General features: G+C 33.0%; 18 protein-coding genes. 15 read left to right on the top strand and 3 right to left on the bottom strand.

The features are described 5' to 3' along the window. Positions 1–5 precede the first annotated feature (5 nt). From EUBIFOR_RS09565 to EUBIFOR_RS09550, 4 genes are all read left to right on the top strand, one after another. Positions 6–743 carry an amino acid ABC transporter ATP-binding protein gene (locus tag EUBIFOR_RS09565; RefSeq protein ID WP_003865836.1) on the top strand — a complete coding sequence of 246 codons (738 nt, stop codon included), beginning with the start codon at positions 6–8 and terminating at the stop codon, positions 741–743. 103 nt (positions 744–846) lie between these two features. Beyond that, positions 847–2,385, top strand: coding sequence for a 2,3-bisphosphoglycerate-independent phosphoglycerate mutase (gene gpmI, locus EUBIFOR_RS09560; protein ID WP_003865835.1), 1,539 nt, complete (start codon positions 847–849; stop codon positions 2,383–2,385). Between the two features lie 86 nt (positions 2,386–2,471). After that, on the top strand, positions 2,472–3,158 hold the full coding sequence (locus EUBIFOR_RS09555) for a response regulator transcription factor (RefSeq protein ID WP_003865834.1): 687 nt from the start codon (positions 2,472–2,474) through the stop codon (positions 3,156–3,158). Continuing rightward, the gene (locus tag EUBIFOR_RS09550) at positions 3,151–4,545 is read left to right on the top strand and encodes a sensor histidine kinase (protein WP_003865833.1); all 1,395 of its coding nucleotides are present in this window, start codon (positions 3,151–3,153) and stop codon (positions 4,543–4,545) included. The genes EUBIFOR_RS09555 and EUBIFOR_RS09550 overlap by 8 nt, the downstream gene beginning before the upstream one ends. On the opposite strand, the gene EUBIFOR_RS12805 is transcribed toward EUBIFOR_RS09550, so the two are convergent. Then, on the bottom strand, positions 4,542–5,195 hold the full coding sequence (locus tag EUBIFOR_RS12805; protein ID WP_147587416.1) for a hypothetical protein: 654 nt from the start codon (positions 5,193–5,195) through the stop codon (positions 4,542–4,544). The genes EUBIFOR_RS09550 and EUBIFOR_RS12805 overlap by 4 nt on opposite strands. Positions 5,196–5,678: 483 nt before the next feature. On the opposite strand from EUBIFOR_RS12805, the gene EUBIFOR_RS09540 reads away from it, so the two are divergent. After that, entirely contained in the window at positions 5,679–6,047 is a 369-nt protein-coding gene (locus EUBIFOR_RS09540; RefSeq protein WP_003865831.1) for a thioesterase family protein, read from the top strand. 25 nt (positions 6,048–6,072) lie between these two features. Here the strand turns inward: EUBIFOR_RS09540 and EUBIFOR_RS09535 are convergent, their stop codons facing one another. Further along, positions 6,073–6,459 (bottom strand): VanZ family protein, encoded by a 387-nt coding sequence (locus EUBIFOR_RS09535; protein WP_050755969.1) that lies wholly within the window; start codon positions 6,457–6,459, stop codon positions 6,073–6,075. Next, a complete protein-coding gene (locus EUBIFOR_RS09530; RefSeq protein ID WP_003865829.1) occupies positions 6,456–6,977 on the bottom strand; it encodes an HAD domain-containing protein in 522 nt (173 codons plus the stop codon). The genes EUBIFOR_RS09535 and EUBIFOR_RS09530 overlap by 4 nt, the downstream gene beginning before the upstream one ends. Positions 6,978–7,058: 81 nt before the next feature. On the opposite strand from EUBIFOR_RS09530, the gene rapZ reads away from it, so the two are divergent. From rapZ to asnS, 10 genes are all read left to right on the top strand, one after another. After that, complete coding sequence (gene rapZ, locus EUBIFOR_RS09525; RefSeq protein WP_003865828.1) at positions 7,059–7,919, top strand: RNase adapter RapZ; 861 nt, start codon at positions 7,059–7,061, stop codon at positions 7,917–7,919. Beyond that, positions 7,916–8,863 carry a gluconeogenesis factor YvcK family protein gene (locus EUBIFOR_RS09520; RefSeq protein ID WP_003865827.1) on the top strand — a complete coding sequence of 316 codons (948 nt, stop codon included), beginning with the start codon at positions 7,916–7,918 and terminating at the stop codon, positions 8,861–8,863. Before rapZ ends, EUBIFOR_RS09520 begins: the two co-directional genes overlap by 4 nt. Before the next feature lie 2 nt (positions 8,864–8,865). Beyond that, entirely contained in the window at positions 8,866–9,813 is a 948-nt protein-coding gene (gene whiA / locus EUBIFOR_RS09515) for a DNA-binding protein WhiA (protein ID WP_003865826.1), read from the top strand. Beyond that, a complete protein-coding gene (locus EUBIFOR_RS09510) occupies positions 9,806–10,327 on the top strand; it encodes a hypothetical protein (RefSeq protein WP_003865825.1) in 522 nt (173 codons plus the stop codon). The genes whiA and EUBIFOR_RS09510 overlap by 8 nt, the downstream gene beginning before the upstream one ends. Continuing rightward, positions 10,324–10,680, top strand: a complete 357-nt coding sequence (locus EUBIFOR_RS09505; protein ID WP_003865824.1) for a NusG domain II-containing protein — start codon at positions 10,324–10,326, stop codon at positions 10,678–10,680. Before EUBIFOR_RS09510 ends, EUBIFOR_RS09505 begins: the two co-directional genes overlap by 4 nt. Next, on the top strand, positions 10,677–11,186 hold the full coding sequence (locus tag EUBIFOR_RS09500; protein WP_003865823.1) for a Gx transporter family protein: 510 nt from the start codon (positions 10,677–10,679) through the stop codon (positions 11,184–11,186). The genes EUBIFOR_RS09505 and EUBIFOR_RS09500 overlap by 4 nt, the downstream gene beginning before the upstream one ends. Continuing rightward, a complete protein-coding gene (locus EUBIFOR_RS09495; protein ID WP_040466442.1) occupies positions 11,173–11,421 on the top strand; it encodes a TIGR03905 family TSCPD domain-containing protein in 249 nt (82 codons plus the stop codon). Before EUBIFOR_RS09500 ends, EUBIFOR_RS09495 begins: the two co-directional genes overlap by 14 nt. Beyond that, complete coding sequence (locus tag EUBIFOR_RS09490) at positions 11,414–12,025, top strand: hypothetical protein (protein ID WP_003865821.1); 612 nt, start codon at positions 11,414–11,416, stop codon at positions 12,023–12,025. Before EUBIFOR_RS09495 ends, EUBIFOR_RS09490 begins: the two co-directional genes overlap by 8 nt. Before the next feature lie 82 nt (positions 12,026–12,107). Next, positions 12,108–12,743 carry a redox-sensing transcriptional repressor Rex gene (locus EUBIFOR_RS09485; protein WP_003865820.1) on the top strand — a complete coding sequence of 212 codons (636 nt, stop codon included), beginning with the start codon at positions 12,108–12,110 and terminating at the stop codon, positions 12,741–12,743. Between the two features lie 236 nt (positions 12,744–12,979). After that, positions 12,980–14,335, top strand: coding sequence for an asparagine--tRNA ligase (asnS, locus tag EUBIFOR_RS09480; protein WP_003865819.1), 1,356 nt, complete (start codon positions 12,980–12,982; stop codon positions 14,333–14,335). Positions 14,336–14,366 lie beyond the last annotated feature (31 nt).

The following is a 14,366-nucleotide window of genomic DNA, read 5'->3' as shown; positions in this document are numbered from 1 at the left end:
TATATATGGAAACAATTATTCAAATTCAACATCTCCAGAAACATTTTGGAAATCTTAAGGTATTGAACGATGTGGATTTCGATATTCATAAAGGAGAAGTGGTTACTATCATTGGGTCGAGTGGATCTGGTAAGAGTACAATGTTAAGATGTGTAAACTTGTTAGAAAGAATGGATGGAGGTCATGTATTATATCATGGTAAAGACATCCTTAGTGGTCAAATGGATGTGAATGAATATCGTTCTAAGGTTGGAATGGTGTTTCAAAGTTTTAACTTATTCAATAATTTGACAGTATTAGAAAATTGTATGTTAGGTCAGATTCGTGTCTTAAAGAAATCAAAAGAAGAAGCAAAAGCTACAGCTTTAAAATTCTTAGATGAAGTAGGAATGAAAGAGTTTGCGAATAAGCCAAGCACTAAACTTTCGGGTGGACAAAAACAGCGTGTTGCGATTGCGCGTGCTCTATGCATGGATCCTGAAGTGTTACTATTTGATGAGCCAACTAGTGCACTAGACCCAGAAATGGTTGGTGATGTTTTGGATGTTATGAAAAAGCTAGCCAATGAAGGTTTGACGATGGTTATCGTTACACATGAAATGCAGTTTGCCAGAGAAGTCAGTGACCGTGTTATTTTTATGGATAAAGGTGTTATTGCTGAACAGGGAAGTCCAGAACAATTGTTCGAGCATCCTCAACAAGAAAGAACGCAACAGTTTTTATCTCGTTATCAAAGCCGTTAAGCGGCTTTTTCTTTTTGTGAAAAAATTCATTTGTTGAGACGAGTTCATTGAAAAAAGGCCTAGTTAGTGTTATATTATTATCGATTAATGGAGGAAAAATACAATGGAAAAAAGACCAGTAATTTTGGTTGTTATGGACGGTATTGGTATTCGTGAAGATAAGAAGAACAATGCGGTTGCATTAGCCAACAAACCAACACTTGATAAATTGTGGGCAGAATGTCCACATACACAACTTCGTGCTCATGGACTTGCAGTAGGACTTCCTACAGATTCAGATATGGGTAACTCAGAAGTTGGACACAACGCATTAGGTTGTGGACAAATTTACTCTCAAGGAGCTAAATTAGTTAATGAAAATATTGAGTCTAAAGAAATCTTCAATTCTAAAACTTGGAAGGATTTAGCTGAAAATGCAAAAGGCAGCAAAATGCATTTCATCGGTCTTTTAAGTGATGGAAACGTACACTCTAATATTTCTCACTTAAAGGCTTTGATTAAAGAATCTAAAAATGAAGGTATTAAAGAAGTTCGTGTTCATGCATTACTTGATGGACGTGATGTTCCTGCAACTTCCGCTTTAGAATATGTAAATGATATTGAATCATTTATGGCAGAATTAAATGACGACAACTTCCACGCATGTATTGCTAGTGGTGGTGGACGTATGCAAATCACAATGGACCGTTATGAAGCTGACTGGTCTATGGTTGAACGTGGATGGAAGATTCACGTAATGGGTGAAGGAAGACAATTTGCTTCAACTACAGAAGCTATTGAAACTTATCGTAAAGAATTAAATGTTGTTGACCAAGATCTTCCAGGATTTGTCATCGCAAAAGATGGTACTCCAGTAGGTACTATCGATGATGGTGATAGCGTAGTATTATTCAACTTCCGTGGTGACCGCGCTCAAGAAATCTCTTTAGCATTTGATGGAGATGCTTCATTTGATAAATTTGATCGTGTTAAAGTTCCAAATGTTAAATTTGCAGGTATGTTACAATATGATGCAGACTTACAAATTCCAAAGAACTATTTGACTGAACCACCAAAAATCAAATATACATTGACTGAAGAATTATGCAAACATGGTATTCGTGAATATGCAATTAGTGAAACTCAAAAATATGGACACGTTACTTATTTCTGGAATGGTAACCGTTCAGAAAAATTTGATGAGTCTTTAGAAACTTATGTTGAAATTCCAAGTGATGTAGTTCCATTTGAACAAAGACCTTGGATGAAGGCTGCTGAAATCACTGACAAATTGTGTGAAGCAATCGAAAGTGGAAACTATGATTTCATTCGTACAAACTATCCAAATGGTGACATGGTAGGACATACTGGAAGTTTACCTGCAACTATTATTGGTGTTGAATCTGTAGACTTAGAACTTGCACGTGTTATTGAATCTGTAAATAAAGTAAATGGTATTTTATTAGTAACTGCAGACCATGGTAATGCGGACGATGAAAGTAAGACTAGCCACACATTAGCACCAGTTCCATTCATTGTATATAATGCTGAATGTGAATTAAAAGAAGGCGAAGATCTAGGATTGTCAAATGTTGCAGCTACAGTTTGTGATTTCTTAGGATTAGAACCAAACGAACACTGGAACCCATCTTTAAAAAAATAATTTAGATTATAAGGAGTAATGTAAAATAAACTTTACTCCTTTTTTATTTGCAATCGTGATAAAATGACAAAAAAGAGGTTGATGATATGGAAAGAGTTTTAATTGTAGAAGATGATGAAAATATTCGTCAGTTATTAAAATTAACACTGGCTAGTTTTAATTATGAGTTAGTTGATTTTGAGAATGGAAAAGATGCATATGATTATCTTCAAGACAATAAAGTTGATTTAGCTATTCTAGATTTAATGCTTCCAGGTATGAATGGGTATGATATCTTAAAGTTTATTCGTTCAAAAGCATCTTTAAAAGATTTACCAGTAATTATTTTAAGTGCAAAAGATAAAGAATTAGATAAAATTATGGGATTAGATCTAGGAGCGGATGACTATTTGACAAAACCTTTCAGTGTTTTAGAACTCGCAGCAAGAATTCGTTCTTTGCTTAGAAGAAGTAAAAAAGATGAACGCTTGATTCAGATTCACGGTTTATGTATAGATTTGGATAAACGCATTGTAACGATTCGTGAAGAGCCTGTTGAATTAACATATAAAGAATTTGAACTTCTAAAATATTTAGCTAAAAATGAAGGTCGAGCTGTTTCTCGTGAAGAGTTGATCAACCAAATATGGGGATATGATTTTATCGGCGAAAGTAGAACATTAGATGTACATATTAATTCATTACGAAAAAAATTAGGCAATGAATATGCACATTGGATTCAATCTGTAAGACAGGTGGGCTATCGTTTAGTATCTGGGGATAACGATGCATAAGAAAATTGTTCGCTCTTTCTTGATTACATTTTTAATCACGTTTCTTCTTGGCTTTGGTTTACTTTATGTAAGTTTGTATAAAGCATCCATTTCACAAGATAGGCAATATTTGATGAATACAGTGAAGCTTGTAAAAAATCTAGAAATTGATGATTTAAACACGACTCGTTTAGGAGATACATTTAAATCGGAAGATATTCGTATCACAATTATTAAGCGAAATGGTAAAGTTTTATATGATAACTACAAAGATAAGATCAGAGAAAAGCATTTACAACGTGAAGAAGTTAAACAAGCTTTAGAAGAAGGTACTGGTACATGTATTCGTCATTCGAATACCATGCAGAGATCTTATTTATATGTGGCAGATTATGAAGATGATAATCAAACAATTGTTCGTTTAGCCATGCCTTTTGATGGATTGAGTCAATCTATTTCAATTTTATTAGCGCCTTTTATTTTTAGTATATGTGTATCGTTTATGGTTGTATTTATTTTATCAAAGAAAATGGCTGATGAAATTGTTGAACCATTTCAAGATATCACAAATACAATTAATTCAACGAACATTTCAGAAGATGTTTTAACTTTTAATACATATAATTATCCAGAACTTTATAAAATCACAAATGCTCTGACAAATATGTCGAAAGAAAATAAAAAGTATTTGGAAAGATTGGAAAAAGAAAAAAAGGTTCGTCAGGAATTCTTTAGTAATGCCAGTCATGAGTTGAAAACGCCATTGACTTCGATTCGAGGATATACGGAGTTGATTCGTTCACATACAATTCAAGATAGTAATCAAATTGATACGTGTTTGGATTGTGTATTAAAAGAAAGTGATCATATGACGCAGTTGATTAATGATATTTTAACGATTTCTAAATTAGAAACTGAAGAAATGCAAGTGACATATTCACATATTCATGCAAAGAAATTATTAGATTCAGTTGTAGAAACTTTAAGACCACAAATTAAAAAAATGGACCTAAAAGTGTATGTGAATGCGACAGAATTTACAGTATTTGCGAGTATGGATCATATTAAAGGTATCTTTTATAATTTGATTTCAAATGCGATCAAATATAATAAGGTGAATGGACGTATTGATATTGTGCTGAAAAAGAATCAAAAAAATATGTATTTTAGTGTAGAGGATACGGGTATTGGAATTCCAAATAAAGATCAAGATCGAATTTTTCAACGCTTCTATCGCGTAGATAAACAACGTTCTAAAACGATACCTGGAACAGGACTTGGATTATCGATTGTAAAACATGTTGTTTATTATTATAAGGGTGATATTCATTTAACTTCAAAAGAAGATATAGGAACTAAAATTACGGTTGAATTACCGATTATTGTAAAAGAAGCCCCAGAAAGTTAATTTCTGGGGCTTGGTGCATATTCTTGTTCAGATTTCAGAACGTGAATAGCAAATACAAATAAAATCAGTAAGCGAATGAAATCGATTAGAATGAAGAATACAAATACGCGAATAGAATATTCATGGGAATTGTAGTATTTCATAAAAGTAGGTAAATAAACTAGAATGCGGATGATTTCACCAAGCATACAACAGGCAATAATCTTCTTTGTATATTTATGATTGTAGTACATATAGAATAATGGAATTGTCCATATGAATGCAGTAAATATACAGAGTACAAAGATATCTTTTGTCGCAAATACCTTTTGCATATCCATACTTTCAAAAAGATTTGAAAAGATTTGAATTAAAATTGGAAATAAAATCAACTCTCCATAAATAATAATACCTAAACGAACGGATAATTGAGGTAAAGTCATAGGCGCTTTTTCCGTTTCATATTCATCTTCATCGTCTTGTTCATCTTGTTCCATTTCTTTTGCGTATTTTTCTTTGATTTTATTGTAGTCTACATTTTTTGTTTGTTTTTCAACCCAATCATCATCTTCATCATCTAATTCAATGGTGTGATCATAATAAATCTTACACCAACGATTGTTTTTTAAATATCCTCCAATTTGGCTCAATGCAACTGTTTTCAGTAACATGCAAGCAATAAGGATAAAAAATGGAAGAATATTTTTAAGGTTGGATAATAGTAAATGGATTGGAAAATAAATCAATAAAAGTGTGATAACTAAATCGATCCAATAAAGTATGCGAAACCATTTGTTGCCTAAAGAAAGAAGAACAAAGGTGATGCCATATAATATTAATTGTCCAGCTGTTAGCTTTAATAACATGGAGTGAAAAGAAGGATCATCAACCTTTAAAAAGTTTATGTTAGAAAATAAATATGCCATTAAAAAGAAGTATATACATAATATGGCAAAATATAAAATTAAATGTATAGTTATTTTTTGTTTAGCTTTTTGATAGAGAATCAGGTTTTGTTCCTGTTTAGAATACATATAAAGACCTACTTTCTATTTTGAAATGAATATACATTTCTTATATTATTTTAGCATAGGAATGAAATTCATTGTCAATATTTTAACAATGGATTAATATATCAAAGGAGGATATTGAACATGGAATTAAAAACGATTCGAATTCAACGTGTTGTTGAACAACAAAATTTGGCATCTGTTATGAAAAGTGGTTCATTAGATGTCTTAGCTACACCACAAATGATTGCGTGGATGGAAGAAGCAGCCTGTTTATGTCTTGATTTAGACCAAGGCAAAACAAGTGTAGGTATTTCTATGAATGTATCACACGATATGGCAAGTCCACTAGGTCAAACAATCACAATTGAAGCTAAAATGGTACATGTGGAGGGTCGCAAAATAGATTATGAAGTGCAGGCTTTCCAAGATGGAAAATCGATTGGAAAAGGTGTGCACAGTCGTTTTGTGGTAGATGCACAAAAGTTTATGGATAAAACATATAAGAAATAAAAAAGAGAGCGGTAGAATTTATACTTTACCGCTTTCTTCTTATTATTGAAAGATTTAAAAGAATCATACTTAAAGCTCCAATTGTATCAATACAAATATCTGTGATTTGTGGACTTCTTCCCGAAACAAAAGATTGATGCCATTCATCACTACACGCATAAAGAATGCAAGTTAAAAGTGCAATCAATGCATAGCGTTTAACATTGTAGTTTTTATACATGTAGAGTGTATTATAACCAAGCAAGGCATAGATTGTAAAATGGGCTAGCTTACGAATGAAGTGCATTGAAACAGGCAAAAATTGTAAAAACCAAGCACTTGTTTGTGTGGATTGCTCTGCATTTTGATTTGAAAAATAAAATATGAGCATCATGTTACAGATTGTAAGAATAGTGAAGATGAATTTTTTCAAATGGAAGGCTTCCTTTCTTGGATGAATAATGCGTAATCCGCTTTTTTAAAATCTTGTTCATTAAAATAATTGTGAACATAGATAAAATGATAATCAAAAACATTGGTCATGTCAAAATCATCTAAGATGATATAGCTTATGATGTTATGTTCATTTATAAATTCTTGGATTGCCTTTGTACGTGGTGAAATTAAAGATGTAGTTGCCTTTATGTACTTTCCTAAGCCAAAAATATCAAACATAGTTTGTAGCTGATCAAGGGAGTATACAATTCTCCAAGAGCTTGTGATGACAATTTGTGCGTTGTATTTTTCAATTAATTGTTTCAAATAATCGATACTTTCTTTTGAAAAACAATAATAGACTTGATTGACTAAATATATATTTAAATTTGCGATTTTAGGATGATTTAATTTTTTGGCTAGAGTATTTGGTAAACTATAATCAAAACGATATGTAGTGCTTTTTCGGTTTGGATTGATGACACCATCAATATCTAAAAATATACAAGGTTTCATAAGTGGTCCTCCTGTTAATATGATAGTCAAAATTGTACTCAAGTTCAAATGTTGATATAATTTAAAAAAGGATGTGAGATTATGGAAAATAAAATTGTTCTTGTGACTGGAATGTCAGGTGCAGGTAAATCAAGTGCTATGAATGCCTTGGAAGATTTAGGGTATTATTGTATGGATAATTTTCCTAAGGAATTACTAGATAATTTAGAAGAATTATTAAGAAAAGATGAGACGCATTATAAAAATGTGGCATTAAGTGTGAGTGCAATAGATTATCAAGCTTTTGTCAGTTATTTTGAGAATATAAATAGAGAACTACAAATTTTATTTTTGGATTGTAGTGATGAAGAATTGTTGTTGCGCTATCGCTTTACAAGAAGACAACACCCAATGATTGTAAATCATTTAGCTACGACATTAGAGGATGCGATTGAAGTTGAACGTGATTTTTTGGATCATCTACAAGAAAATTCACAGAATACCATTCATATTGATACGACAAAATTAAGTACTTCAGCTTTAGCAAGTCGTGTTTTACATCGTTTTAAAAGTGCAAAACGAAGTGTATTTACAGTAACATTTCAATCTTTTGGATTTAAGCACGGGGTGCCATTAGATGCAGATATGGTTATTGATGTTCGTTTCTTACCCAATCCATTCTATGATCCTTTGTTGAGAGAAAAAACAGGAAATCAAAAAGAAGTTTATGATTATGTTATGAATAAAACAGAAACACAGGAATTTATTGTTCATCTAAAAAATTATTGTGATTTTGTATTTAATCAATATGAGAAACAAAATAAGTCACATATGATTGTTGCGATAGGTTGTACAGGTGGACAACATCGTTCGGTTTCTATTTGTAATTGGTTATATGACACATATAAAGATACATATCGTTGTTTTAAATCACATCGCGATATTGGAGTGGATGAAGAATGAAAAAGATAGTTGTGATTGGTGGAGGTACAGGTCTATCCAGCATGTTGAAAGGCATGAAACGATTGGAAAATGTGGATTTAACGGCTGTTGTTACGGTTGCGGATGACGGTGGTAGTACAGGAAGAATTCGAGATATTTACAATGTACCTGCAGTTGGAGATATACGACATGTTTTGTGTGCGATGGCCGATGAAGAAGATGAGGGTTTCTTTTCGGATTTATTAAATTATCGTTTTGAAGGTAGCAAAGACATTGGTGGACATAATCTAGGAAATTTGATCTTTTTGGCTATGATCAACACGACAGGCTCTTTTATGGGTGCTATTGAATCTATTTCAAGAGTTTTAAATGTGAAAGGAAATATTTTGCCGAGTACATTAGATGTTGTCACTTTGTATGCCATGATGAAGGATGGGACTTTGGTTCGTGGCGAAAAAAATATTCCAACTGTATACAATAGTATTGATCATGTGTTCTATCAAACGGATGTTAAAGCTTACAAGCCGGCTATTGATGCGATTGAAAATGCAGATTTAATTATATATGGAATTGGATCGTTATATACTTCGATTATGCCAAACTTGATTATTTCAGATATATCTAAAGCAATAGAAAAGAATCCTTGTAAAAAGATTTATTTCTGTAATGCGATGTCGCAACCTGGAGAAACAGATGGCTATACTGTACAAGATCATATTCGTGCAATTGAAAAGCATTCGTTTAAACATCCGGTGGATTTAGTTGTTGTGAATCAATCAAAGTTACCAAAGAAAGTATTGGATATGTATGCTTCACAAAAGAGTTATCCAATTTGTATTGGAAATGAGGCAACGGACTATGCTATTATACAAAGAGATTTGTTGGCCTTGGACTCAAAAGGACGTATTCGTCATAATCCAATGGCGGTTAAACAAGTTGTTGAGGAACTAATCAAGGGGGTATAGACTTGTCCTTTACTAGCGAAATCAAAAAGGAAATTTGTAAAGAAGAAATCGATGCTCAAATGATGAAGGCACAATTATGTGCCCTTTTTCAAATGCGAGCAAGTTTACATATGAACTGGCAAGGTATGTATTTATCTTTTCAGACTGAAAATGCAACGATTGCTAAACATGTATTTCAAATTATGAAAACATTATATAATGTGGATCCGCGTCTATCTGTATTGAAAAAAATGCAGTTAAAGAAAAACAATATATATCGTATTCAAGTTTTTGATAAGGCACAGGAAATTTTGGAAGACCTTCAAATTCTTACGGATTCAGGTTTACGATATACGCCAAGTGTGAAAATGGTGCGTTCAGAAAAGATGGCTAGAGCCTATCTTCAAGGATGTTTTTTGGCAAGTGGCAGTATCAATTCACCTAAGTCGAGTAACTATCATTTAGAGATGTCTAGTCAGGAAAAGGATTTGGCATTGAGTGTTCAAAAATTGATGCAGCGTTTTTATTTGCCTGCAAAAGTAATTGAAAGAAAAAGTTTATATGTCGTATATATAAAGGCTGGAGATAAAATTGCTGATTTTTTGCGCTTGTGTAATGCTTCGAATGCGTTGTTTGAATTCGAAGATTCTAGAATACAAAGAGATTTTTACAATCAGATCACGCGTTTAGATAATTGTGAAGTGGCCAATGAAGTGAAAAGCTTGAAAGCGGCAAAATCACAATTAGAGGCGATTGAATTTTTGGAAAGTAACGCAAAAAATATTGTGATTCCAGAAAAGATTATGCATGCGATGCAAATTCGAAAGATGTATCCAGAAGCAAATTTGAATGAATTGTGTTTGGAATGTAAAAATGAATTTGGTGAAGATATTTCAAAGTCAGGTATGAAACATCGTTTGGCTAAGGTGAAGCAGATGGCTAAAGATCTCAAGGAGGATTTAGATGTTTAAAAAAATAGGGGTTGTAGTTTTATCTTTCTTATTATGTGCATGTTCAATGGGGGTTCAGTTAAAGAAACAAACGTTTACAATTGAACTTGGTAAAGATATTTATGCCAATCCAACTTTGTATTTAAAGGATTCATCTCATTCAAGTCGATTAAAAGTTGTTTCAAAAAGTGTTGGTGTAGATAAAAAGAACAATCGTTTTATGACATCGGGTATGGATTATCTGGTGGTTGGAGAATATGATTTTGCGATTCAAGACGGGAATAAGGAGTATCCGTTTGTGATCAAGGTAAAGGATACAGCACCACCTGTTTGTGCAAGCGAAGTCAGTCAAATCACTATAAGTGTTGGTCAAAATATTGATTGGAATTCATACTTTCATGCGACAGATCTATCAGGCGTGACATTTGAAGCGAATGTGGATACGTCATCGGCTTCTACACAAGATGTACAAGTGAAAATTAGTGATCGTTTTGGAAATGCAGTCACAAAAAATGTAAGTGTGGTTGTACAATGAGAAAAGCTGATAAAATATTGATAGTATGCATTATGGTTTTATCTATTTTTCTTTGTGTTCCCTTGTTTTTTACTAAACATGTGAATAGCTATGCGAGTGTCTATGTGAAAGAAAAACAGGTTTTGCGTATCGATTTATCAAAGGATAAATCTTATGTTGTGAATGGAAAGCTTGGTAAAGTGCATATTGAGGTCAAACAAAAAAAGGTTCGTGTCACTCAAGAAAAGAGCCTGCATCATTATTGTTCAAAACAAGGTTTTGTTTCGGATGCCAATGTTCCAATTGTGTGTTTGCCAAATGAAACGGTGGTAAAAATTGAAAAAGAAGCCAGTCAGGATACGGTGATACAATGAATGTAAAAAAAAGTGTAATTCTAGCATTTCTAGTTGCGGTGGGAATCTTGTTGCAGCTATTGGAAAGTTTTGTAGGTATCTTCATGATTGTTCCAGGATATAAGATTGGTCTTGCGAATATTGCAGGGTTGTTTGCACTATATATATATGATGAAAAATCATTGGCTTATGTTTCTTTACTTCGCATTTTTTTATCAAGTTTGATGCAAGGAACATTATTTTCGGTTTCATTCTATCTATCGTTAAGTGGTGGGATTTTGGCTTGTATTGCGATGATTATTGCCTATAGAAGTAAAGTGTTTTCTATATATGGAGTCAGCATACTTGGAGCTTGTTTTCATAATATTGGACAAGTGATCGCGATTACTTGGATCTATCAACAATATTTTATGCAACTTTTTTTGCCAATTCTTTTGGCATTATCCATTGTGAGTGGTATATTAATTGCAGTAGTATGTAAAAAAGTGTTAAGTCGAATTCATGGAGGTTTTTATGGGAAAATATAGTTATACACCAAAAGGTGTTTGTAGTCGTCAATTCAATTTTGAAATTGAAGATGGAATTATTCAAAGTTTTGAAGCCATAGGAGGATGCAATGGTAATTTGAAAGGTATTGGTTGTTTGTTGAAGGGAAGAAGTGTAGACGAAGTTATTGATACATTAACAGGTGTAACTTGTGGTAATAAACCAACGTCATGTCCGGATCAAATTGCGTGTGCGCTAAAGGCGTATCGTGGCTGATCATTTTTTAGGGGCTTTAAAAGAGATTGAGCGTCGTGCACAAAATAATATTCTTGTGTTTTCGGATGTTTTAAGTGAGCGCTTGGATGTTATAGCACAAAGCATGATTTCTAAACCACTTTCGGATAATGATTATTTAAAGTTGGCTGAATTGTATTATAAAAAATTTTCGAAAGAAAAAAATAAACAGGGAATGTTATTTTGCCTTTTAAGGATGCAACAAATTGTGTTTTTAAAAGAGCATACGGATAAACAAACAGATGACATTAAATTGGAGTTTAGTGAAGAAATTGATGCCATTACAAAAGCTTTTTTATCAAGAAAAAGAAATTATTATCAGAATTCATTAAGAAATATATTTCAAAGATTTATTTTGTTGGATACATTGGCATATGTTTTATTGTTGATGTTATTTGTGCTTTTATTTCACATTCCTTTTAAAGTTGCATTTATACTTCTTGTGCTTGCTTGGATAGTTGTGCTTGTCTATGCAAAACAGAAGGGGGTTCCATATTTTTATGATTCGCGTATTCAAACGCTTTCACAAGAGGTGGATTCAACATTTTTACAAGTGGATCAAGGTATTTTTACAAAAGTCGAGTAATCGACTTTTTTTCACAAGTTCATTTGTTATACTTGTTAAATATATCACAAATGTGTTATTATTAAGCCATGGGGTGATATAAATGCAGAATAGAAATGTGCCCAAAGCGACTTTACAAAGATATCCAGTGTATTTAAAAGCTTTACGTAAGCTACAAAAAAATGGCGTTGAAAGAATTATGTCTAAGGAATTATCTAGTTTTGTTGATATTGAACCAACGACGATTCGACGTGATTTTTCATTTTTAGGCAATCTTGGAAAGCAAGGCTATGGATATGATGTGGATAAGTTGATTGAAATATTTAATAGTCAGCTTGGCGTTGATTTTGATGAAAAGATTATATTGGTAGGTGCAGGTAACTTAGGTCGTGCATTAATGAATTATAATAAGTGGAATTATGTAGTTGGCGAAATTGCATGTGCCTTTGATGTGGATCCGAAAAAATGTGGAACTCAATTTGGTGTCGAAGTATATCCAGTGTCCGAATTGGAGAATAAGATTCCAGAAGGATGTCGTATTGCCATTTTAACAATTTCACATGATGTACAAGAAACGGTAGATAAATTGGTTCAGTGTGGAATCAGTGGCATAGTAGATTTTACGCATCAGCATTTTTTGGTTCCAAAAGGGGTTGTCATAAAAAGTATTGATGTGGTATCATCTATACAAGAATTGGTATTTATTACAAATTCATTAGAAACAAAGACGCAGAAATAGAAGTCGTCCGAAACAAACATTTAGAAGAGAGTCCTAGTGGGTGAAAAAGGATAATGTAAGTTTGGATAGATAACACCTGTGGAGTCGTACTGGAGAAATTAAGTAGACAGTGACGTGTGGAATGCGTTAAATTCCAATTGAGTGCATACATGCGTGTGATGAAACAGGATGGTACCGCGGTTATAATCGTTCCTTAATTATTAAGGGGCGTTTTTTTTATTTTGAAGGGAGAAACTATGTTAGTAAAAAAATTAAAAGAAACTTTTGAACAGTACGATGGACAAAGTGTAACTTTGCAGGGTTGGGTTCGTACAAATCGTAACTCAAAGGCAGTTGGTTTTATTGCATTGAATGATGGAACAACTTTTTCAAATGTCCAAGTTGTATATGGAGAAAATTTAGAAAATTTTGATGAGGTATCTAAAATTACAACTGGTTCTGCAATGGAAGTAACAGGTAAATTAGTATGTACTCCAGATGCAAAACAGCCATTTGAAATTCAAGCTGAAAATGTTTGTGTTTTAGGATTATGTGATCATGATTATCCTTTACAAAAGAAACGTCACAGCTTTGAATTTATGCGTGAAATTCCTCATGTACGTCCTCGTGCAAATACATATTATGCGATGTTTAGATTAAGAAGTGTTTTAAGTATGGCTATTCATACATTCTTCCAGGATCGCGGATTTGTTTATGTAAACACACCAGAAATCACTGGTAATGATGCGGAAGGTGCTGGAGAATGTTTTACCGTTACAACGCGTGAAGATGCAAAATATGATAAGGATTTCTTTGGAAAACATGCACAATTAACAGTATCTGGACAATTGCATGTTGAACCTTTTGCCTTAGCATATCGTAATGTTTATACATTTGGTCCTACTTTCCGTGCAGAAAATTCAAATACAACTCGTCATGCTTCTGAATTCTGGATGATCGAACCAGAACTTGCATTTGCCGATCTAGCAGATAACATGGATTGTATTGAGGAAATGATCAAGTATTGTATCAACTATTGTTTAGAACATGCTAAAGAAGAAATGGAATTCTTTGCGTCTATGATTGATAAAGAATGTATTAAGCGTGTAACACATGTGGCTAATTCTAGTTTTGAAAGAATGACATATACAAAGGCAATCGAATATTTAGAAAAAGCGAAAGATCAATTTGAAAACCAAGATATTTTCTGGGGTATGGATCTACAAAGTGAGCATGAGCGTTATATTTGTGAAAAAGTAGTAAATGGTCCGGTGTTCTTAACGGATTATCCAAAGGATATCAAAGCTTTCTATATGCGTATAAATGATGACAACAAAACTGTTGCGGCATGTGACTTGTTAGTTCCATATGTTGGAGAATTAGTTGGTGGATCACAACGTGAAGAACGTTATGATGTATTAGTAAATCGTATGAAAGAAATGGGAATGGAACAAGAAACTCTACAATGGTATTTGGATTTACGTCGTTTTGGAGGATGTAAACATTCTGGATTTGGTTTAGGATTTGATCGTATGTTGATGTATTTAAGTGGTGTAGCTAACATTCGTGATGTACAGCCATATCCTCGTACGCCAAGAAATTTAATTTTCTAATGATTTAAACAGGTATCTCGTTGATACCTGT

The organism is Holdemanella biformis DSM 3989, from assembly GCF_000156655.1.
In the GTDB taxonomy this organism is placed as follows: Bacteria; Bacillota_I; Bacilli_A; order Erysipelotrichales; family Erysipelotrichaceae; genus Holdemanella; species Holdemanella biformis.
The sequence above is the reverse complement of the archived record's forward strand: the minus strand, read 5'-3'. Positions and strand labels throughout refer to the sequence as shown.